This window comes from Microbulbifer variabilis (assembly GCF_052467165.1).
This window is the reverse complement of sequence record NZ_CP174301.1, coordinates 3,043,313-3,063,059: the sequence shown is the minus strand read 5'-3', so window position 1 is coordinate 3,063,059 and position 19,747 is coordinate 3,043,313. Positions and strand designations below refer to the sequence as shown.

The following is a 19,747-nucleotide window of genomic DNA, read 5'->3' as shown; positions in this document are numbered from 1 at the left end:
GGGATGGCCAGTGGTTATTAGAGGAGTTTTACTTCTGGCCTTCCTGTGTGTGTACAGCTGCCATTCTGCGAGAACCATAGTTATTCATAGCTGGCATTCTCCATATATAAGTGCACGCCCTCTGGGGAAAACTCTGGTATTGACCTACACAACGGTACCTCGTCCAATCGTTGGAATTCATGTTGAAGATGTTTGGATTGATGAATTGAGCCGCTACGAGATACAGGCCTACTCCTGGAGTGATTTTGCAACGGGGCACGAGGTCCCATCCATGGAAGAGGTCGCCGAAGTGCTGGCAGCTTATCAATTCGATACGCTGTTAGTAACACAGCTAAGTGAGTTCAAACATTTGAACCGGAATATCTCTAACTCCCAGGTTGCCATAGTGGAAACCCGGCTCTATGAGGGCCCGAGTGAGGAGCTGTATTGGTCATTGAAAACTGAAACCTTTCTGGTGAATTACATTGACGGAGAAATTCGTCGGCCACGGGAGGGGGATGCTCTGGAGTATGTGGAGACGGTTCTTCAGGAAATGATGAAGGATGGTGTTTTCTAGGGTGATAACTCTTCAATCGCCGATTAAATGTAATCGTCCGCCAGAAACTTAGCCCAGCAGGAGAGTACACGAGGTTAAAGAATATTTTAATCAGCTATTCTGGTGAGACAAGTCGCATAATAGTGCCCGGTGAGTACAGGGAGTACTTGGCTTTAAATCGTAGGGTGTCGCGACTGTTTTAGTGTAACCGGTAGCCTGAAATGGGTGCCAGCGAGTCCTTTCGTCGGTAGGCTTTACAATGGATTGGAAAGTTGACACGCCAATGGGGTTTTCTCAGAACTTTATACAGTTTTTTAGGTGGTTTTCTCACTTTTTTCCCCGGCCAGTATTGGCTCTGCCCGTAATTATTTTGTTTTTACTGAATGCCAATCCCACCTTTGCATCCGAAAGCTTCCTGATGCCATTAGGTCCAGTGGCACATGAGCAGAAAACCCATTTCTTCTGGGCTACAGCCCTCACTATGGTGGCTGTGTTGCCCGTTTTTATTTTGGTGCCAATTATTTTATTTAAATACCGACGCAAAAAAGGTACCGGTATTTATACGCCTAAATGGGAGGTCTATGGCCCGCTGGAAGTCGTGATGTGGGGCGTGCCTTTCCTGGTTATTCTGGTGCTCTCGGTCATGCTTTGGCGTGCCACGATTAGCCTGGATCCTTACGAGGAAATTCAAGGAGTGGTACCGCCTGTTAAGGTGGAAGTGGTGGGGCTCGATTGGAAGTGGCTGTTTATTTATCCGCAGCTGGAAATTGCCACGGTGGGGGAGTTAGTTGTCCCGGTACACACACCGGTATCTATGACTCTCACCAGTGATACGGTGATGCAGTCTTTTCTCATTGCAGCGTTGGCGGGACAAATTTATGTCATGCCAGGAATGACGACCAAGTTGAATTTTATTGCCACCAAGCTTGGGAAAACCCAGGGGGAAAACACCCAATTTACCGGGAAAGGTTTTACTGACCAAAAATTTGATGTGTTCATTAAGAATGATGAGGATTTTCAGGCTTGGGTAGCACAAGTTCGCGCCTCAGGTATCCCGTTAAATGAGGATACTTACAATCGCCTGGCGACACGTACCACCCGTGAGGAGGCGCACAAAGAGCTGGCCACGGCGCAAATGCCTGCCCAAGCCATTTATTTCACTCTCCCAGATGCCAGTCTCTTCCAGGATATAGTGATGCGCTACCACTCCGGTAAACCCCTCAGTATTGAGGAGCAGCCCGGCACCGAGAAATTTGGACGGGATAAGGAAGTGGAGGGCGCGCAACCATGAATGGATACGGTTGGTTGGGCAAACTAAATTGGGACTCCCTTGTTTTCAGTAAATTAATCACCGATCCCTCGGTGAGCGAATTTGTCGCCAGTACTGCCGGCAGTATCGTGATTATTGCCACTGTCGCAATTCTCGGCTTGCTGACCTGGTTCCGGGTATGGGGCACCCTCTGGTCCGAATGGCTTACCAGTACTGATCACAAAAGAATTGGCATCATGTACATAGTGTTTGCACTGGTAATGATGACCAGGGGGCTGCTGGAAGGAATGGTAATGCGGGCGCAGCAGGCTGCCGCGCCAGATGGTTTTCTCTACGCCGATCACTTTGCCCAGCTATTCAGTACCCACGGCACCATCATGATATTTTTTGTTGCCGTACCTTTTGTGGTTGGGTTGGTTAACTATGCGATGCCATTACAGATTGGTGCACGGGATGTTGCTTTCCCTGTTCTTAATCAAATCAGCCTGGCAGTTACGGTTGCATCTGGAATTTTATTAATGGTTTCCCTGGTGGTAGGGGAATTTTCCACTGGCGGTTGGTCTGCTTATCCACCTTATACCGGAGGGGATTTTAATCCAGGTGTCGGGCCCGATTATTGGATATGGGCCATTGTGTTTTCGGGTGCCGGTACCACCCTCACGGGTATTAATTTCACCGTTACAATCATCAAATGTCGCGCTGCCGGAATGAAATTCTTCCGTATGCCGATGTTTTGCTGGACGGTACTTTGCTCCTCTATTTTGATGATATTTGCCATGCCACCCTTAAGTGTGGCGGCGTTGATGCTGGGTTTCGATAGATACCTGGATTTCCACTTTTTCACCAATGATCTCGGTGGAAATATGATGAACTATGCCAATCTGTTTTGGCTGTTCGGGCACCCGGAAGTTTATTTGTTAGTGCTACCGGCCTACGGCATATTTTCCGAAGTTTTCTCTACCTTTTCTGCAAAGCGCTTGTATGGCTACAAGTCTCTGGTGATCGCCACTATGAGTATTGGTGTGTTGAGCTTTACTGTATGGCTGCATCACTTCTTTACCATGGGTCAGAGCCCCACAATTAATATTGTGTTTGGTATTGCCACCATGTTGATTGCAGTTCCTACCGGAGTGAAGGTCTACGATTGGATGGCGACTATGTACCGGGGACGAATCCGTTTTACCACGCCGATGATTTACTCCATCGGGTTTTTGATTTTATTTGTAATTGGTGGTCTATCCGGTGTGATCCTGGCTAATCCCACCGTGGATTTCCAGGTACACAATACCTTGTTCCTGGTGGCGCACTTCCACAATGTTTTAATTCCGGGCGTGCTGTTTGGGTTGCTCGCCGGATACAACTATTGGTTCCCCAAGGCTTTTGGTTTTCGTCTCAATGACAAGCTTGGGCGCTGGTCGGCATTCCTTTGGGTTCTCGGTTTTATGCTGACGTTTTTCCCGCTATATGGTGCTGGCCTGTTGGGAATGCCAAGGCGTTCCTTCAGTTATATGGACCTAACTTTCAAACCCTACATGCTGGTTGCATTTGTTGGAGCCATGGTGGTTTTGTGCGCATTAATCAGCTTGGTGGTGCAATTGGTGGTCAGCCTGAGAGACAGGGATAAAAACCGTGTTCCAGTGGGGGACCCGTGGGATGGCCGGTCTCTTGAGTGGTCAATTCCTGCTCCAGCGCCTTCTTACAACTTTGCCGAACTGCCGAGGGTCACTGATCGGGACGAGTTTACCGAGGCCAAGGAACAGGGGCGCGCTTATCTGGCGCCAAAAGTCTACCGTGATATCGAAGTGCCAAAAAATAATCCGCTGGGTTTTCTCCTCTGTGTGTTGAGCGGCATCCTCATGTTTGCGCTGGTTTGGTATATCTGGTGGCTGGCGCTGATATCCGCTGTGGCCATTATTGTTGCAGTAATAGCCTCCACTTTCCGTTGGGACAGTGAACGGGTAATCCCAGCAAGCCAGGTGCAGGAAGACACGGAAAAGTGGCTGGAGCAGGTGAAGAAGAGCAGGGCGGTTGGCAGGGATTTGGAAAATACCCCTGCCAATGTTGGGTACGCCAAGTTGGAGCACTAGGCTGACAAATGAACGGAACCCCTTCGACCAGTAACCCCAGTGTAAACCCAGGCCAGGTGCCTGGGGCGATTCACAAAGACCCGGATATGGTGATCTTTGGGTTCTGGGTTTTTATGATGAGTGACCTCATTTTCTTTGGGGTGGTCTTCGCCATCTATATCACCATGATTGGGGCTACCGCAGGTGGTCCTGGACCAAGGGAATTATTCGATTTTGGCAGTTTATTCGCGCAAACCATGTTGCTGCTTACCAGTAGCCTTACCGTGGGCATTGCAACTGTCACCATGAAGCACCAACGCAGCCAGGCGAGCTTTCTGTTCTGGGTGGTGGTAACCCTAATTTTGGGGTTGGGCTTCCTGACATTGGAGCTCTACGATTTTTCGCAAATGGCGGCACAGGGTGGTGTGCCCCAGCGCAGTGGCTATTTATCAGCTTTCTTTGGCCTGGTGCCCTTACACGGCTTACATGTCAGCTTCGGCTGTTTATGGATGCTGGTGTTGATCGTGCAGATATGCAAAGTGGGTATGCTGGATATTATCAAGTTGCGCTTCCTGCGCCTGGCCCTTTTCTGGCACTTTCTGGACTTGATCTGGATCGGGATTTTCTCGGTTGTCTATTTTGGCGGATGGGTATATGGCTAATAAATCCGGTTACGCGGCCCATTTACGTACCTACCTAACCGGTTATGTTCTGTCGGTAGTGCTTACCATTGCGGCATTCTGGGCAGTTTTGGCAGTGGGGCGGGAAAATAAAAGCGTACTTATTTTGGTTGGTTTGCTTGGGGTAGCGCAACTGGCAGTGCAACTTAAGTGCTTCTTGAATGTTACAACACAAAAAGAAGGACGGGACAACCTGGCCTTGGTTCTTTTTTCAACCCTGATTCTGCTGATCATTGTGGTAGGTACTGCATGGATTATGGGGAACCTGGCCGTGCGTATGCATACCACTATGTAAAGCTAATTGGCAGAAACCGGGCGAGCTAGATAATGACCTTGCTTTTGAGGCTTGAGGTGGCTTTCTCCAGGGATTGCAGCACCTTGCCCTTGTCATAATTACGTATCTTATCCAGATCCAGGTGCATAGAGAAACCCGGGGCGTGTTCTTCCAGGTAGCTTTGTTGACCACCGAGGTTTTTACGCAGGTCTGTCACCTGGTAAACCTTAACCGGGGTGCTGATGCCTTTAACAGTGATATGGCCTTTATCACGGCACATAACCGTGTGCTTGATCATTGCCCAGGTCTCATGGCTGATCAGGATTTCCCCAGGCTGGGCCGCACCCTCAAGGCGTGAAGCCAAGTTCACATGGGTGCCCATTACGGTATAGGACTGGTAGTTGGCTGTGCCAAAGATTCCAACAGTACAGTAACCTGTATTAATTCCCATTCGCACTTGCAAGGGGCGGGAGATCCCCTTGTTGTACCACTCCTGCTTCATCTCACGAACCCGCTTGCGCATGGCCAAGGCCATAGCGACACAGCGCAGAGCATCAGATTTGGGGCCCTTGCTTTCATCATCCCCAAATACCACCATAACCGCATCACCGATAAATTTATCGATGGTGCCGCCGTATTGGCCGGCGATACGTGCCATTTCTGAAAGGTAGTTATTGAGCAATAGAGTAAAGGTTTCAGCCTCCAGCTCCTCGGTAAGCTGGCTGAAATCCTTGATGTCTGAAAAGAAAACTGTCAACAGCTTACGCTGTGTAGTCAGGGCCTCTTCATCACCAGTAGTAATAGAACGCCATAGGCGCTGCGGCAGATATTTGGAGAGTTTATAGGAGCGTACCTTACTTACACGTTGCTCGGTGGTGAGGGCATGATTGGCCTCCTTGAGCTGGCTGATTTGTCGGTGGGTAAAAAATGCATAGGCACATAAATAGGCGAGGATGCCTATTAAACTCACGGTGCTAATAGTGAGGTCGGCATTAATCAACAGTGCCGGTCTGTGTATCAGGTAGCCAACTACAACACCGACGAGAAGGCCTGTGTTGTGTTCAAACCACTTTCTGCCACCGCCCTGAGTCAGGGCATTGAGCTGCACCACAGTGACAAACAGCAATGATGGCAACATGCTGAAATTGGCTAATGCGATAGTGATACCAACAAATATGGTATCGATAAAGGATAGACAGCGCCGGGTTTTATAGGCTTTTTTATCGCGGGACTTATAAAGCAGGAATTGGGCAAAGCCGCAGTAAGCGAGTAGTAATACTGCTATGCCAATTGTAATCAGCTTGTCCAGTTGCCATGGAGAAGACCAATCGACAGTATTTGCCAGGGTGCCCGTAGCCGCAAAACAAATTAAGGTGCGGAAATAGGTAGAGTAATGGGGGCTAATGCCCCGCTCTGTGTTCCCCTCAAGCTTGTCCTGCATCTGTGGTTATCTTTTTGTCCGTTTAGCGGAATTATACATATAGCGAGCGGCCCGTAACCGGTTTCAATATCCCTGGCTTTTACTCGCAGTGCATCGATTTACTGGGCGAAGTGTACTCCTCCAAAAGCCAGATTGCTAAAAAACCGATATTTATACTGGGTTTTAATACGGGGCGCACGTATGCGCTACGTAGGCTGGTTAGGGTACACTCCGCGCTCAGACTTCAACTGGAGAAAACGATGGATGCCCTGACCGCCTTGCATAACAGAGTCTCAACGGGAAAGCTTATTGAGCCAGCTCCCAATGAACAGCAGCGCCAGAACATCTTTCGCGCCGCCCTTCGCGCGGCGGACCACGCCTGTTTGCGCCCCTGGCGCTTCCTGCTAATAGAGGGCCAGGAGCGTAATCGATTGGGGGAGCTATTCCTGCAGGCGGCTGAACAAGCTGAAGGCGCTCCACTAGTGGAAGCCCAGCGCAAGCGTACATTGGCTATGCCGCTGCGAGCGCCTTTGATCATTGTGGCTATCACCCGTCTACAGGAGCATCCCAAGGTACCTCACATGGAGCAGCATATGTCTACTGCGGGCGCCGTACAGGCTATGCTCACCGCTGCCTTCGCAGAGGGTGTTGGCGCCTACTGGCGTACTGGCCCCCTGGCCAGTAACCCGGTGGTTGCTGAGGGGCTCGGCCTTGCGGAAAATGAGCGTATAGATGGTTTTATTTACTGTGGGACCCCGGATAAAGCTCCCCGCCAGGCACCGGATTTACAGGTGGATACATATTTTTCCCAATGGAATGCACAATAGTACTTGCACATCAGGAAACATTTGGGTAAAGTGCGCGCTCTCTCGACGACACAGCAGCTATCTTCCTGATTTTCTTGAAGATTTCTCTAAAGAGAGATCCCCGCTGAAAGGCGGATTGCCCTCCCAGAGGGTGACAATTTGGTGAGGTGTCCGAGTGGTCGAAGGAGCACGCCTGGAAAGTGTGTATGTCGAAAGGCATCGAGGGTTCGAATCCCTCCCTCACCGCCATCTACTAAAAGCCCGGTTTATGCCGGGCTTTTTTATTTCTGTTTACTGCTTAACTCTCCGTTATCTTTTCGGCAATTATTATGCTGACTGTATAGATATTCGTTTGTCAGATGGGCCTCAACTATTTAAAGCGGCACTATCTAGTTAATTCTCTATTCAAGCTTTTATTTTCTGGCTGCCCCAACCGATAGCGCCAGGACCTATTGAGTGCTGCTATGGAGAGATATCTTTTCATTGGCTACCCGGTAATGCTGCTGTGCTTATAGCCGGTGAATCGTTCGATCTAAGGTGAGCGTAAATACAACTTGGTATGTTCATTCGGTTTAAACGCTTCTATGGGTTTCCCCCTTATTGTGGCTCTTCTTGTCTGTTGGCATTTCCTCTACGGACAAAGTTGCGCGGGTTTGGTTAGCTCAATTGAATGGATTGCAGTTGCGAATTTAACTTGCTGCCTTTGCTTTGAGTCACAGCGGCGCCTTTTATCTTTTCAGTGTTTATCTCGCTCGTATCTGCATCATGTATTTTTACTGACTTGGTTTGCTTTTTAGAAAATTATTACCTGGTGAGTAAAGGCGTCATGTTCATAAATATTTCCTACTTCTTGTTTTTATCTTCTTTAGTATGGAATTACCCCTTATCTGTTAGCTGTTCTAGTGCAACTGCCCGGACAAGATTGGCTTAACTAAAGCGGCTTCGTCAGAGTCGATTTAGTTAAGTTGCACGGCCAACGCGACCTGTCGATAATTCAATCCAATACCGCCCGCCACATACTTTTTCTTGACGGTAGGCAGAGTAATATCGAGTCCAGCACCACCGTTTGTGGGCTGTCTTGGGCTGTCTCAGGCAAGCTGATAACCACGCTGGGCAAGCATAAGCCGGAAATCTCCGATAACCGCAACGGTATAAAAGTGCCGCTATATGAAAGCAGGAGTGAGGCTCGTTGAGATTATCCCGAGCGCGCTAGGGTAGGGTGATCTGTTCACGCCAGGTCAATCGGCAAGGGCCAGGGAGACTATGCAAGCCAGTGATAGCATCAACTGCAAGTTTGGTCGGGGCACTCCTTTCCTGGGGGCTGAAGGCATCCAGAAGAAATGAAAGATGCGGCAGGCTTATACATCGCCTGCCTATACCACTTGGTGGTGGGACTTGCTTCAGGTGATGGCTTGAGTTGTTACCGGAAGCAGCGCTTTAGGAGTTTTATGCCAAGAGCAGTGGCAGTTATTTGGGGAGGGCTGCCATTGCTGCTAAGGTTTTTTAACTAGATGTTTACGTAGACTGCGTTGATTTTTATCCAGGAGCTTTGACAACCTTCAACATTCAGCCTTACTTCTTTCTCCGCTATAGCGGCGGATAGCAGTGTAGATTTCAAGATTGGGTCATCGTCGCTACTTATGCCTGCGTAGCCATTATTTGTTGGGCATTCAGCTTTTGCTTCGTCGCTAAACCCTTCTTTCAATTTAAGTGCAACGGCTCCATTAGCGGTTGAATAGTAGTAGCTGATGGTTCCAATTGTTTGTGCGGAATGTGCTGGGATTGATGCCAGCATTATAAGCAGTGAGGTTAGCAGCGTAGGCTTTTTCATAGGTTTCCTAATTAATTAAGTGTCCAAATCTTATGCTTGCGTAATAGTAATCACTATCCACTTCAAGGCAATCTGGCAGCGCACTTTGCCGTATGAACTGCATTATTTCAATTAGAGTTTGAATGAGCAGAACTCCATTCTCAATTGGTGATCTGGAGGTAACTGTGAAGCTGTTGAGAAAGGCTAGGTCGGGATGATCTAGTCACGCCAGATCAATCTGCAAAGCCAAGTGAGACTATTGATAGTATCAACCACAAGTTTGGCCGGGGGACTCTGTTTCTCGGGGCTGAAGGTATCTAGAAGAAATGGAAGATGCGGTAGGCTTATACGTCGCCTGCCTACACCACTAAATGGGGTGATTTGCCTAAAGTGACAACTTAATCTGATTGTACTAATTAGATTCCGATAGATTTCATACTTTGCAAAGCCCTCAGTAGGTTAAAATGAGTGCATTTGTATAAATATACAGCAGGGATTGGCGCCCCATAAAATGTCTAAGATTTGCTCCTAAATTATTGATCTATATAGAGCAAAAATGAGCAATAAAGGGTAGTTTTCTTAGACAGAGATTCCCCGGAAAGCTAGCAATCACGAGAGTTAGAGGGCTGTTTTAGTCAATACTGCTGCAGTATATGAGTGCCTTTATGAAACCCTCCTACTACCAGGCTGAGGTTGCTTAAGTTGCCTAGTCGACCATAAGTAATTATCGTTTTCAAAGAGGACGCCGCTCCGACAGGCGGCTTCTATAAAATTCTCAAGTACTATCCAGTATTTGTTCCTTATTGCGAAATGCCTTCTTCTCTCCTGTCGCGGGAAATTGATCGAAACCCATAAGCAGTAAGCTCCCCTCGCTTTGTCCGGTGTAATACTATTGGCATTTCCATCTTGGATAATTGAATGCTTTATTGACTCAACTCCAGGGGGCAACCAAAATACCTGCCTAGTAGTAATTTGCCGCAGTTTAGTTTTATGCGACTTAAGTCTTTGTTATTGATTTCCTTGCTCTCAGTAAGCGGATGTTATGAGGTTGCGCCTCAGTCTTACAATCGTAGTGAGTGGTTGCCTGGTTGGGCTGATGTGGATGGAGATTGCCAGAATACTCGCCAAGAGCTTTTGATAAGGCTTTCACTGGCTCCGGTAGTTTTTAACAATGAAAAAGGTTGTACAGTGGTGTCCGGTTTATGGATAGACCCATATACAGGGCAGTTTTTTGAAAAGGCATCGGACTTGGATGTAGAGCATATAGTACCGCTTTCCTGGGCCCATAAACATGGTGGCTCCACTTGGAGTCGAGAGCAGCGTAGGGCATTTGCCGAAGATCCAGCTAATCTTTGGCTGGTGGATGATGGCCACAATCAACGTAAGGGTGGTAAGGGGCCGACTGAGTGGTTACCTCCATATCAGCCAGCCCGAAGCGTATATAGGCGGCAGTTCATGGCTATCGCCAGGAAGTATGGGCTCGATCAGTGAAGTAAATAGTGAGATGTACCTTCACTTGGCAATTTATATTGACTTTTGAAGGGGCAATTTTTGATTGAGTTCTGCTTATTCTAAATTATTGCTTACCCTTTTATCGGTAATCTCTCTTTTTGAATTTTTTTTGTTTTATATTCTTTCGTCTGATTAATATGTCTAGGTATTCTGTGCCTCGGAGCCAGGTTGATTAATTAAAAGCGTGCTGGTTATAGTTGTTTAAGATCTTGGGACCGTGATTCTAAATATCTTGGCATAACTATCTACTTGTACCGCAATACTACTGCGCTTCGTTGCCTTGGGTGATAAGTTCTGCGACTACTTGACCTTGTGGTAAGTTGGGGTGTTGTCGAGAACGTGTCTATAGGTTGCATAATTAAAGTGCTTCTTATGGGGTGAGAGCCTTTTAGGTAGGGAAGTAATTTCCTGGTTTAGTGGAAGAATAAAGGATAACAGTATGGACAGGGTTGCCGGAGTTTCATCAATATGTATGGGGCTAATCTATATTGCCGCTTTTTTATTTTTTGGATTTTTTTGGGCCTTTCCATCGGGTGGAAGTCCTACTGAAAAGATGGCATTTCTGGCAGAAAATCAACTGCTATTTAGTAGTGTTTATATATTAATGTACCTGGTGTTTGCTGTCTTTTTGGGGTGTTTGGTGGTTTGCCTTTATGAAAAGCTCAGGAATAGAGGCAGGAGGATCACAGCTCTAGCTTCCTTATTTGGGGCAATCTGGGTTGGTCTTGTGATTGCTAGCGGTATGATTGCGAATATTGGGCTTGCTTATGCCTTGGGGCTCTCCGAGGTCAATGTAGAAAAAGCTTTTGAAGCTTGGGGTGTTATATACCTGTTGGTTGAGAGCCTTGGTGGAGGGAATGAGTTGGTTGGTGGGCTTTGGGTCTTGCTGATTAGCGTGGTTGCGTTGCAAGCAAGGGTTTTCTCCCGCCCATTAAATTACCTTGGAGTGATAGTAGGAGTCGCTGGAATTGCGACCGTTTACCCTGCTGATATTCTCACGGAAATTTTTGGTGTCACTCAAATAGGCTGGTTTATCTGGATGGGTATTTCTTTATTAGGAAAGAGCAGTAATAGGCAGACTTGGGAAGCTGCTAACGCTGTTAATGGTGCTACGGAATAGTTTCGTGCTGACTAATTATACTTCAGTGTAGAGAAGGCAAGTATTTTGTTGTGGTTATTATCGCCTCCACTTCCTAGTGTTTGTCTTCATTGGCCCCCTCTTGGCATTATCAGTGGGATGACTTTGTCTGTTCCACTGGTCTTGCTTACTTTACTTTCTGCTGGAGGGTTAAAACTGGAGCTTCTGGCTTCACAAGAAGTGATATCAAAGGCTGCTTAGCATTTTTTTGGATCTCGCGCCAAAAAATGAAAAATGCGTCTATTCTTTCAATGGGCCAGACAGTCTTTAAAGAGGTGTCCTGGCTAGAGTTTCCGCTGTAAAAGGTGTGGTGTAGAGACGGGCTTTACCAGTTGCCCATTGCTTTCAGTGTTTTTAGGCATGAATAGCTAGTCTCAACCTGCCAGCTCCTGGGAAGCGAGCGGATAGCACATTACCTGCAATTGATTTACAGGGTGATAGCCCTGGAAACTTTGGAGATCTTATTGTGAAAAGCAAGCAGTACATCCTTCCTTTGGTAATTGCCAGTCTTGCTGCTTCTGCTGCCCTTGCGGATTCTCATCCCAAGAAGCCGGCGAAGGACTGGACTTGTGCAGATTTCCTGGCCATTGATGATGAGTTTAAGCCTAAAGCAGTCTATTGGGCTGCGGCTTATTCAAAGCGCGGTAAGGAAGAGGGCGATATGTTGGATATCGAGGGCACCGAAAAGGTGACACCAATGATTATCACCGCCTGTGCCAACGCGCCAAAAGAGTCCTTCTGGGCCAAGTTTAAGGATGAGTGGCACAAGATGGGGCGCCACCACGGTAAGGACAAGGCGAAGCAAATGATGAACATGCAGGGTGGCGGCAATAACATGGGTACCGATGGCAATAACAGTGGTACCAACGGCAGCAACAATATGCAGAAGCAAAAACAGAAGCAGTAGCCCACTGCGTTGGATGATACCCGGCTTCGGCCGGGTTTCGTCTATTCTGGTCTTGAAGCTTACCTTTGGCGGGGTATAGGCTATTGGTAAGTTTTCAAACCGGCTAGAGTTGGAGCTGCGATCGTTGCCGGGTAATCAAGTAGTCAAATGGAGTTGTGCTATGGGGAAGTCTGTTAGGGATGGTGTGAAGCGTGGACGGAACATTAATCGTTCTGCCAGGCTGTTTTGGGGTGCGGTGCTACTGGCGGGCCTCTTCATGGCGCTGTTTATGCACTCAGCCAAGGCGTTCCCTCTGTAGCGCTTTTCTATAGCATAAGGGGGATAGAGATGGCGCCCCCGGGTGGACTCGAACCACCAGTCCGGACTTAGGAGGTCCGTGGTTTATCCTGTTAACCGACGGGGGCAGGCACTTTAACCGAACTTTGTATCTGGCTATGGGTGCGAAGGGCGGCCATTCTATCCGGTATGCCGGCAAATGTCATGTCATCCTGCACCCTCAACGTCTATCTGCTTAGTTTCATTATTCGCCGATACTCGCGAGTAGACCTGTCACTCTAGGTAACAGGCAGAAGCTCTAGTTACCGCATTACCCGCTGTTTCCTATCTGTGCGGTTTTCGAAATTTTTTCATAATTATTTGCTGTGCCATCGTTGATTTTGTGTTTGAAAAACGCAATTTGGCGGACATTTTTGCGTGCTGAAAAGCGGAATCTGATTGAAGTCAATTTGTCATTGTTTAGGTGTAAATTTTTGCTTGACCATGATTGTTTAGCATCGCTAATCTGCAGTGGCACCCAAGGTGCAATAAGGATATTTCTGCTTTCGCGAATCAAGATTATGGAGTTTCGTATGAGCGGTAACGTTAACGAAAAGTACATGGATTTTGACAGTGTGGATATTCCACAAATAGCTAATGAAGTACTAAAGCAGGCTACTTCCCAGCCGCCGCGTGACGCGCGCAGGATGGTGGAGGATAAACTGGAGGAGATACGCTTGAGGCGGGAGTTAATGGATTATGATTTTGAAAACTAAATACTCAAAAGGGATTTAAGTTACCAATTATTTTAGGGTTGTACGGGGTTGCCACTAAAGCCCCGTACAATTTGAGAACTAATTACATCCATTTATTTACTGCTTTATTCATTGCTAATAAATTTCCCACGGATTAATTTCCATTGAAATTAGCTGATAAGTAGTTGATGGGAAAATCTATCAATAACGCCCCAATTATCGCTGATGCAATTAAATGCTGACGTCCAGCGCTCAGAATTTCTCTATTACTACGTAGAGTTTTGCCGCTAATGACTTTGTAACTAAGTAGTGGTTCTCTATGCGCTTTTAAGCAGGAATGAGCGCTCTATAAGGAATTGCAAGCAAAGGCGGCCCAGGAGCCGCACCTTTGGCATTTAATTACATTTGTGTAGCTGTTCCTTCATCCCCTTTACTTTGCTTGCCGCCAAACCAGCCCAACAGTTGCTTTAGCTTATGGGATAACTTGCCGCGCTTGGCTTTACGCTCTTTGTCAGCAGCACTTACCAGCCAGGCTACCTGGATAACCATTCGCTGCCCCTCAAAAGGCAAATGGCCGTGGAACGAATTATCCGCGCGCTTAAAGGCAGCAAGGGTGCCGTAGACAGGAGAGACTTCAGGCGCAACAGTATCTTCGAAGTCATCTATGCGCTTAAGGAAACGTAGGCAGCCGTTGCCATCCACGGTCCACTCAGGGTTGAGGTAGAGCAGGGCGGTAGCGATTTTGGATTTACCGTCGGTATGAATCCTGCCGTGTCGCTTTTTCAAGGTGCGGCTGATGGAGACATAAGTTGGGTATTGGGAGAGCTGTTCAATGCCCAGGTTGTCGCCGATGGCATTGGCAAATTCCGGATCGGTAAACTGGGTGATCAAGGTATTAATGGAAGTCCCGCATTCCTCCTTTTCATGGGGGAGGTAGCCAGCGCCTTTAAGGCGCGGAAAGTCTTCAATAAATGAAGACATCATGTTTTCGTTCAAAACTTTCTGGGCTACAAAGAATGGGAAGGGCTGGCGGTTAATCAGGATATCTTCGCCGGTCAAGTCACTGGCATTGAGCCAGCGGCTGGCTTCAGCAGCAGGGCTAGTCATTATTGTGCATCCTTACAAACTGGTCCGGTGTAGCCACCGGGTCACATCGAAGTTTTTGTTGATGTCGACCACAGAGTTTCAGCCCTGGTTCACTTGGGCATACGGCACTTGGCGCCGCCTCACGACAGTGCGAAAAGTATCAGAGCCAGGCTCTCGGGCCAATACCAGCGTACAAATACTGCCCCGATTTCTGGCTTTGCCTTGCTTGAAATCAAGGGCATGTGAGATAGGTTGCGTTGAATACCATGCATTTGGCGCAAGTGCCGGTATAATGCCGTTCAGATTTTCGTCAGAGCGGTTTTATCCAAGCAATGTCTGTGACTTCCAAGTCCCCAGTTGTATTGCAAGTACGCGACCTCGCCTGTGAAAGGGATGGTCGTCGCTTGTTTGAGGGCCTTGATTTCTCACTCCCAAGCGGGGCTGCGATCCAGGTTAAAGGTGCCAATGGGGCGGGTAAAACCACACTGTTGCGCACCTTAATTGGCAGTTCCAGTGATTTTAGCGGAGAGATCCTCTGGCGCGGCAATCCTTTCCCTGAGGCTTTGCGGGGAATGCGTGAGTCCCTACTATATATCGGCCATCGGGGTGGGGTACGGGCTGGATTAACTCCCTTGGAAAACCTCACCTGGTATGGGGCAGATAATGAGTCTGCTCTGCAGGCTCTTGATAGGGTGGATTTGTTCGGTTTTGAGCACAGTTTGTGCCATAGCCTGTCTGCTGGGCAAAACCGCCGAGTAGCCCTGGCCCGGATGTTCTTGCCGCAGGCGCCACGTTTGTGGGTCCTTGATGAGCCCTTGACTGCCCTGGATGTTGCCGGGGTGGCTGCGCTGGAAAAGCAGATGTCTGCGCATATGGATAAGGGTGGTTCCATACTCCTGACCTCTCATCAACCACTGGCCTTACCTGGGCTCGATTTTATCGATCTGTCTGACTTTGTAGTCGATGAGTCTTTTACAGATATCGGGGGAGAGCATGTCTTCAGTTGATGTCCAACCCCCGGTGAGTGAAGCCCGTACAAGCCCCGGTTTTGTTGCACTCTTCCGGATTGAAATGCTACTGGCCCTGCGTAAGCGGGCAGATATTGCTAACCCCTTGCTGTTTTTTGTCACAGTGCTCGCGCTTCTACCCCTTGGAGTAGGACCGGAGCCCGATCTATTGGCAAAAATGGCCCCCGGAATGATCTGGGTGATGGCTCTACTCGCCACCATGCTCTCCCAGGAGAGCCTGTTCCGCGGAGACTTTGAGGACGGAACCCTGGAGCAGTTAACCCTATTGCCGCAACCTCTATATTTTGCCGTATTGGCAAAGTCATTGGTGCACTGGGTTGCTACCGGGTTGCCACTAGCGCTTTTATCGCCGTTGTTGGCATTGATGCTGAATCTCCCCGTCGAGGGATATCTCTGCTTATTTATTTCGCTGTTCCTAGGGACGGCAAGCCTCAGTTTGATAGGCGCAATAGGCGCGGCGCTCACAGTAGCTCTGCGTCGCCCCGGTCTGCTGCTGGCGCTAATTGTTATGCCCTTGTATGTGCCCGTGCTAATCTTCGGCACCGGCGCGGTGCAGGCGGCTATTGATGGCTATGCCTACAGCGCACAGCTGGCGATTTTGGCCGCTCTGCTGGCCGCCGCTGCAGCCCTTGCTCCGCTCGCTGCTGCCGGGGCGATACGTATCAGCCTGGATAATTGATTCGGAGGTCTTCTTGGCTTGGCAATGGTTTCACCGTTTAGGTTCGCCGCGTTGGTTTTATCAGAAGACCAATGTGTGGCTTCCCTGGCTGGCACTGGCAAGTGTTGTATTGTTGTCAGTGGGTACTGTTTGGGGACTTGGTTTTGCGCCGGAAGATGCCAAGCAGGGCAATAGCTATCGCATTATTTTTATTCATGTGCCAGCTGCTTTCCTGGCCCTGGCCGGCTACTACATTATGGCGATCAGTGGGGCTATCGGCCTTATCTGGAAGATGAAGCTTTCCTTTGCGGTGATGCGGGCCGCAGCGCCTATCGGTGCGGTGCTAACTTTTATTTCCCTTTTCACCGGTGCTGTTTGGGGCAAGCCTACCTGGGGCACTTACTGGGTATGGGATGCTCGTATAACCTCCATGTTGATTCTGTTATTCCTGTATATCGGTGTGATGGCCTTGTCGCAAGCTGTCAGCCGTGAGCAAGTGGCCGATAAAGCCAGCGCACTCCTTGCCCTGGTAGGCACGGTGAATATTCCGATTATCTACAAATCGGTAGACTGGTGGTTTACTCTGCACCAGCCTGCCACCATCCGCCTTACAGAATCCAGCAGCATCGATCCGAGTATGTTCTACCCATTGCTGACCATGATCATCGGTTTTTACTGTATGTACGCCTGGACCCTGCTGACCCATACTCGCGCTCTGTTATTGCGCCGGGAGATTCGCACCCAGTGGGCACAACAGGAATTAGCGGGAGGAAAATAACGTGGAGTTCCAGTTTTCCAGTTTTGCAGATTTCCTGGCGATGGACGGCCACGGTATCTTCGTGTGGATCTCTTACGCCGTTACTTTTGCAGCACTGGCTGCCATGGCTCTTTATCCCCGACTTGCCCGCCGCCGTCTGCAGCGGGAACTGCAACATCAGCAACGGATTAGCCAGCGGCGCCAAAAGGTGAAAGCAGCGAGGCAAGCTGTAAAGGAGCCCGCATAGGCTGTGCCGGTTCACAGGTTTAGATTTAGATGTTTGCCCGGTTGTGACCGCTGCCCAGCTAACAAGATCAAAACTTAAATATATGGAGTTTAACTAAGACAATGCATCCTGTACGCAAGCAACGTCTGATCCTGGTACTTGTCCTGGTCACCTTGTCTAGTGTCGCCGTGGGTTTTGTGACCTATGCGATGCGTGAAAATATGGATTATTTCTACGCGCCCAGTGCTTTTGCGGCTGGAGAGGTCCCTTTTGAAAAGCGTATTCGCGCAGGCGGTTGCGTAGTGCCAGGCAGTGTGCAACGCGCTGAAGATAGCCTGGATGTGCGGTTTGTTATCACTGACGGTGAAGCCGAACTGGCCGTGGTATTCGACAAGATACTGCCGGATTTGTTTGCTGAGGGTGAAGCTGCAGTAATTTCCGGGCGCCTGATGCAGGACGGCACCATGCGTGCAGACCAGGTCCTGGCCAAGCACGATGAAACCTATACGCCACCAGAGGTGGCTGAGTCTATGGTTTCTCACGAAAGCTGTGCTGATGGAGCAAAAATATGATCCCTGAGTTGGGCCATTTTGCACTGGTAGCGGGATTGCTGCTTGCTATTGCCTTATCTGTCCTGCCTATTGCCGGCAGCTATACCGCTCGGCCCTTATGGATGGAGGCCGGTAAACCCCTCGCCATGGGCGTATTCGTCTTTGTATTGATCTCTTTTGCTTGCTTGACGATTGCCTTTGTACAGAGTGATTTCACAGTTAATTACGTCGCAAAGAACTCCAATAGCATTCTGCCTGTTTACTACAAAGTGACGGCAGTTTGGGGAGGGCATGAGGGCTCCATACTTCTGTGGCTTTTGATTCAGGCTGGTTGGGCAGCTGCGGTTGCCATGTTCGGCCGGCAGTTGCCACCGGAGCTGTCGGCACGGGTGCTGTCTGTAATGGGCATGGTGCTGATCGGTTTCTTCCTCTTTATCCTTTTAACTTCGAATCCATTCGATAGAACCCTGCCTTTCCCGCCGATGGAAGGTTCAGATCTGAATCCACTGTTGCAAGACCCGGGAATGATTTTCCATCCGCCTCTACTGTATATGGGTTATGTGGGGTTCTCTGTGGCTTTTGCATTCGCTATTGCAGCCCTGCTCGGTGGCCAACTGGATGCAGTGTGGGCGCGCTGGGCCAGGCCCTGGACGGTCGTGGCCTGGGCTTTCCTTACCCTGGGTATCGCCCTGGGTAGTTGGTGGGCTTATTATGAACTCGGCTGGGGTGGCTGGTGGTTCTGGGACCCGGTGGAAAATGCTTCCTTGATGCCATGGCTTGTTGGCACTGCACTGATGCACTCACTGGCGGTGACAGAGAAACGTGGTCTGTTTAAGAGCTGGACTATTTTGTTGGCGATATTCGCCTTCAGCCTGAGCTTACTAGGTACCTTCCTGGTACGTTCCGGAGTGATTACCTCAGTACATGCTTTTGCTACCGATCCCCTGCGGGGCAGTTTTATCCTTGGCTTCCTGGCGCTGGTTGTCGGGTTCTCCCTGTTGCTGTTTGCTTTGCGCGCGCCTTCAGTCAGTGCTCGCAGTGTATTCTCCTTCCGCTCCCTGGAGACTTTCCTGCTCGGCAATAATATTTTGCTGATCCTCATTATGGCGGTGGTGCTGACTGGTACTTTGTATCCATTGGTTGCAGATGCTTTGAACCTCGGCAAGATCAGTGTGGGACCGCCGTTCTTCAATCTGTTCTTTGTACCGATAATGGTTGTGTTGTGCCTGCTGCTGGGTATGGGAGTGCACGCCAACTGGAAAGACAGCCGTTGGGACAAATTATTGAATATTTGGCGTTTGCCGTTTTTGGCAGCATTGGTTATCGCTCTGATTTGGCCGTTGGCTTTCGACCATTACCACTGGGGGGCAGTGCTGGGTATCTTTATCGGTGCCTGGGTATTCTGTGCGAGCCTTGCCGATATCGTAACCAAGACCCGCAACGCCAAGTCTTTCTTTGCTGGATTAAAGCGCCAGCGTGCCAGCTATTATGGTATGCATCTCGCGCATATTGGCCTGGCTGTTGCAGTACTCGGGGTTGTATTAACTACGGTATACAGCGTGGAAGATGACCTGCGCATGGGGGCTGGGGACAGCCATCAAGTGGCTGGCTACGATTTCAAATTTGATGGGGTGCGCCTCGCTCAGGGTCCAAACTACCGTGCCTTTGAAGGGGTGTTGCACGTAAGTAAAAATGGCGAACCTGTAGCAGAGCTGCTTCCGCAGAAGCGGAATTATTTCTCTGGCGGAAATACCATGACCGAGGCGGCGATCGACACTGGTCTGTTCCGCGATATATACGTAGCCCTGGGCGAACCCTTGGACCGCAGCAATCCCAGCGGCGATTGGGCGGTAAGGCTGCAATATAAGGCATTTGTAGTATGGATCTGGCTCGGTGCTTTATTAATGGCGATTGGCGGTGGTATTGCGGTTGCGGATAAACGTTATCGTAAAGCCAAAGTGGCACGTCAGGTGCCGATTGCTGGCAATGTAGCTACTGCGTAGATTTGGGGAA

Annotated in this window: 20 protein-coding genes, 2 tRNA genes and 2 pseudogenes; 20 read left to right on the top strand and 4 right to left on the bottom strand. The window is 49.1% G+C overall.

The window, feature by feature from the left end; genetic code table 11:
- Positions 1-10: 10 nt before the first annotated feature.
- From ACJJIP_RS13535 to cyoD, 5 genes are all read left to right on the top strand, one after another.
- Complete coding sequence (locus ACJJIP_RS13535; RefSeq protein ID WP_353375053.1) at positions 11-556, top strand: hypothetical protein; 546 nt, start codon at positions 11-13, stop codon at positions 554-556.
- 238 nt (positions 557-794) lie between these two features.
- Complete coding sequence (locus tag ACJJIP_RS13530) at positions 795-1,826, top strand: cytochrome ubiquinol oxidase subunit II (protein ID WP_444945335.1); 1,032 nt, start codon at positions 795-797, stop codon at positions 1,824-1,826.
- Positions 1,823-3,892 carry a cbb3-type cytochrome c oxidase subunit I gene (locus ACJJIP_RS13525; protein ID WP_444945334.1) on the top strand — a complete coding sequence of 690 codons (2,070 nt, stop codon included), beginning with the start codon at positions 1,823-1,825 and terminating at the stop codon, positions 3,890-3,892. The genes ACJJIP_RS13530 and ACJJIP_RS13525 overlap by 4 nt, the downstream gene beginning before the upstream one ends.
- 8 nt (positions 3,893-3,900) lie before the next feature.
- Positions 3,901-4,533, top strand: a complete 633-nt coding sequence (locus ACJJIP_RS13520) for a cytochrome c oxidase subunit 3 (RefSeq protein ID WP_020414732.1) — start codon at positions 3,901-3,903, stop codon at positions 4,531-4,533.
- Positions 4,526-4,846: a cytochrome o ubiquinol oxidase subunit IV gene (gene cyoD / locus ACJJIP_RS13515; RefSeq protein WP_020414733.1), complete on the top strand. Its 321-nt coding sequence runs from the start codon at positions 4,526-4,528 to the stop codon at positions 4,844-4,846. The genes ACJJIP_RS13520 and cyoD overlap by 8 nt, the downstream gene beginning before the upstream one ends.
- A gap of 25 nt (positions 4,847-4,871) precedes the next feature.
- On the opposite strand, the gene ACJJIP_RS13510 is transcribed toward cyoD, so the two are convergent.
- Positions 4,872-6,266: an adenylate/guanylate cyclase domain-containing protein gene (locus ACJJIP_RS13510; protein ID WP_020414734.1), complete on the bottom strand. Its 1,395-nt coding sequence runs from the start codon at positions 6,264-6,266 to the stop codon at positions 4,872-4,874.
- 239 nt (positions 6,267-6,505) lie between these two features.
- On the opposite strand from ACJJIP_RS13510, the gene ACJJIP_RS13505 reads away from it, so the two are divergent.
- The 3 genes and pseudogenes from ACJJIP_RS13505 to ACJJIP_RS13495 all read left to right on the top strand — a co-directional run bounded on the left by ACJJIP_RS13505 (position 6,506) and on the right by ACJJIP_RS13495 (position 8,467).
- A complete protein-coding gene (locus tag ACJJIP_RS13505) occupies positions 6,506-7,072 on the top strand; it encodes a nitroreductase family protein (protein ID WP_353375056.1) in 567 nt (188 codons plus the stop codon).
- Positions 7,073-7,212: 140 nt separating this feature from the next.
- A tRNA-Ser gene (locus ACJJIP_RS13500) sits at positions 7,213-7,300 on the top strand.
- Positions 7,301-8,314: 1,014 nt separating this feature from the next.
- A pseudogene (locus tag ACJJIP_RS13495) lies at positions 8,315-8,467 on the top strand (DUF4113 domain-containing protein).
- A 91-nt stretch (positions 8,468-8,558) separates the two neighbouring features.
- On the opposite strand, the gene ACJJIP_RS13490 reads toward ACJJIP_RS13495, so the two are convergent.
- The gene (locus ACJJIP_RS13490; protein ID WP_353375057.1) at positions 8,559-8,882 is read right to left on the bottom strand and encodes a hypothetical protein; all 324 of its coding nucleotides are present in this window, start codon (positions 8,880-8,882) and stop codon (positions 8,559-8,561) included.
- A 237-nt stretch (positions 8,883-9,119) separates the two neighbouring features.
- Between ACJJIP_RS13490 and ACJJIP_RS13485 the strand changes: the two are divergent.
- From ACJJIP_RS13485 to ACJJIP_RS13465, 5 genes and pseudogenes are all read left to right on the top strand, one after another.
- Positions 9,120-9,263 (top strand): annotated as a pseudogene (locus tag ACJJIP_RS13485) (DUF4113 domain-containing protein).
- Positions 9,264-9,851: 588 nt separating this feature from the next.
- On the top strand, positions 9,852-10,352 hold the full coding sequence (locus tag ACJJIP_RS13480) for a GmrSD restriction endonuclease domain-containing protein (RefSeq protein WP_444945333.1): 501 nt from the start codon (positions 9,852-9,854) through the stop codon (positions 10,350-10,352).
- 460 nt (positions 10,353-10,812) lie between these two features.
- Positions 10,813-11,493, top strand: coding sequence for a hypothetical protein (locus tag ACJJIP_RS13475; protein ID WP_444945332.1), 681 nt, complete (start codon positions 10,813-10,815; stop codon positions 11,491-11,493).
- 484 nt (positions 11,494-11,977) lie between these two features.
- Positions 11,978-12,418, top strand: coding sequence for an acid-activated periplasmic chaperone HdeA (gene hdeA, locus ACJJIP_RS13470; protein ID WP_020414739.1), 441 nt, complete (start codon positions 11,978-11,980; stop codon positions 12,416-12,418).
- Positions 12,419-12,578: 160 nt separating this feature from the next.
- The gene (locus ACJJIP_RS13465; protein ID WP_020414740.1) at positions 12,579-12,716 is read left to right on the top strand and encodes a hypothetical protein; all 138 of its coding nucleotides are present in this window, start codon (positions 12,579-12,581) and stop codon (positions 12,714-12,716) included.
- Between the two features lie 30 nt (positions 12,717-12,746).
- On the opposite strand, the gene ACJJIP_RS13460 is transcribed toward ACJJIP_RS13465, so the two are convergent.
- A tRNA-Arg gene (locus tag ACJJIP_RS13460) sits at positions 12,747-12,822 on the bottom strand.
- A 444-nt stretch (positions 12,823-13,266) separates the two neighbouring features.
- Here ACJJIP_RS13460 and ACJJIP_RS13455 point away from each other — a divergent pair.
- Positions 13,267-13,449 (top strand): PA3496 family putative envelope integrity protein, encoded by a 183-nt coding sequence (locus tag ACJJIP_RS13455; RefSeq protein WP_020414742.1) that lies wholly within the window; start codon positions 13,267-13,269, stop codon positions 13,447-13,449.
- A gap of 378 nt (positions 13,450-13,827) precedes the next feature.
- Here the strand turns inward: ACJJIP_RS13455 and ACJJIP_RS13450 are convergent, their stop codons facing one another.
- Entirely contained in the window at positions 13,828-14,535 is a 708-nt protein-coding gene (locus ACJJIP_RS13450; RefSeq protein ID WP_020414743.1) for a 2OG-Fe(II) oxygenase, read from the bottom strand.
- Between the two features lie 317 nt (positions 14,536-14,852).
- Here ACJJIP_RS13450 and ccmA point away from each other — a divergent pair, with 317 nt between their 5' ends.
- The 6 genes from ccmA (at position 14,853) to ACJJIP_RS13420 (ending at position 19,737) form a co-directional block, all read left to right on the top strand.
- On the top strand, positions 14,853-15,521 hold the full coding sequence (ccmA, locus tag ACJJIP_RS13445; RefSeq protein ID WP_020414744.1) for a cytochrome c biogenesis heme-transporting ATPase CcmA: 669 nt from the start codon (positions 14,853-14,855) through the stop codon (positions 15,519-15,521).
- Positions 15,508-16,221: a heme exporter protein CcmB gene (ccmB, locus tag ACJJIP_RS13440; RefSeq protein ID WP_020414745.1), complete on the top strand. Its 714-nt coding sequence runs from the start codon at positions 15,508-15,510 to the stop codon at positions 16,219-16,221. Before ccmA ends, ccmB begins: the two co-directional genes overlap by 14 nt.
- 13 nt (positions 16,222-16,234) lie before the next feature.
- Positions 16,235-16,978, top strand: a complete 744-nt coding sequence (locus tag ACJJIP_RS13435; RefSeq protein ID WP_444901895.1) for a heme ABC transporter permease — start codon at positions 16,235-16,237, stop codon at positions 16,976-16,978.
- A 1-nt stretch (position 16,979) separates the two neighbouring features.
- The gene (gene ccmD / locus ACJJIP_RS13430) at positions 16,980-17,204 is read left to right on the top strand and encodes a heme exporter protein CcmD (RefSeq protein WP_020414747.1); all 225 of its coding nucleotides are present in this window, start codon (positions 16,980-16,982) and stop codon (positions 17,202-17,204) included.
- A 101-nt stretch (positions 17,205-17,305) separates the two neighbouring features.
- Positions 17,306-17,755, top strand: a complete 450-nt coding sequence (ccmE, locus tag ACJJIP_RS13425) for a cytochrome c maturation protein CcmE (RefSeq protein WP_020414748.1) — start codon at positions 17,306-17,308, stop codon at positions 17,753-17,755.
- Positions 17,752-19,737 carry a heme lyase CcmF/NrfE family subunit gene (locus ACJJIP_RS13420; protein WP_444945331.1) on the top strand — a complete coding sequence of 662 codons (1,986 nt, stop codon included), beginning with the start codon at positions 17,752-17,754 and terminating at the stop codon, positions 19,735-19,737. Before ccmE ends, ACJJIP_RS13420 begins: the two co-directional genes overlap by 4 nt.
- The last annotated feature ends 10 nt before the right edge of the window (positions 19,738-19,747 follow it).

Bases quoted from the DNA above. Each gene is read 5' to 3' on its own strand.
- ACJJIP_RS13530 (WP_444945335.1), top strand. From the start codon at position 795: ATGGATTGGAAAGTTGACACGCCAATGGGGTTTTCTCAGAACTTTATA.
- ACJJIP_RS13525 (WP_444945334.1), top strand. From the start codon at position 1,823: ATGAATGGATACGGTTGGTTGGGCAAACTAAATTGGGACTCCCTTGTT.
- ACJJIP_RS13520 (WP_020414732.1), top strand. From the start codon at position 3,901: ATGAACGGAACCCCTTCGACCAGTAACCCCAGTGTAAACCCAGGCCAG.
- cyoD (WP_020414733.1), top strand. From the start codon at position 4,526: ATGGCTAATAAATCCGGTTACGCGGCCCATTTACGTACCTACCTAACC.
- ACJJIP_RS13510 (WP_020414734.1), bottom strand. From the start codon at position 6,266: ATGCAGGACAAGCTTGAGGGGAACACAGAGCGGGGCATTAGCCCCCAT.
- ACJJIP_RS13505 (WP_353375056.1), top strand. From the start codon at position 6,506: ATGGATGCCCTGACCGCCTTGCATAACAGAGTCTCAACGGGAAAGCTT.
- ACJJIP_RS13490 (WP_353375057.1), bottom strand. From the start codon at position 8,882: ATGAAAAAGCCTACGCTGCTAACCTCACTGCTTATAATGCTGGCATCA.
- ACJJIP_RS13480 (WP_444945333.1), top strand. From the start codon at position 9,852: ATGCGACTTAAGTCTTTGTTATTGATTTCCTTGCTCTCAGTAAGCGGA.
- ACJJIP_RS13475 (WP_444945332.1), top strand. From the start codon at position 10,813: ATGGACAGGGTTGCCGGAGTTTCATCAATATGTATGGGGCTAATCTAT.
- ACJJIP_RS13465 (WP_020414740.1), top strand. From the start codon at position 12,579: ATGGGGAAGTCTGTTAGGGATGGTGTGAAGCGTGGACGGAACATTAAT.
- ACJJIP_RS13455 (WP_020414742.1), top strand. From the start codon at position 13,267: ATGAGCGGTAACGTTAACGAAAAGTACATGGATTTTGACAGTGTGGAT.
- ACJJIP_RS13450 (WP_020414743.1), bottom strand. From the start codon at position 14,535: ATGACTAGCCCTGCTGCTGAAGCCAGCCGCTGGCTCAATGCCAGTGAC.
- ccmB (WP_020414745.1), top strand. From the start codon at position 15,508: ATGTCTTCAGTTGATGTCCAACCCCCGGTGAGTGAAGCCCGTACAAGC.
- ccmE (WP_020414748.1), top strand. From the start codon at position 17,306: ATGCATCCTGTACGCAAGCAACGTCTGATCCTGGTACTTGTCCTGGTC.
- ACJJIP_RS13420 (WP_444945331.1), top strand. From the start codon at position 17,752: ATGATCCCTGAGTTGGGCCATTTTGCACTGGTAGCGGGATTGCTGCTT.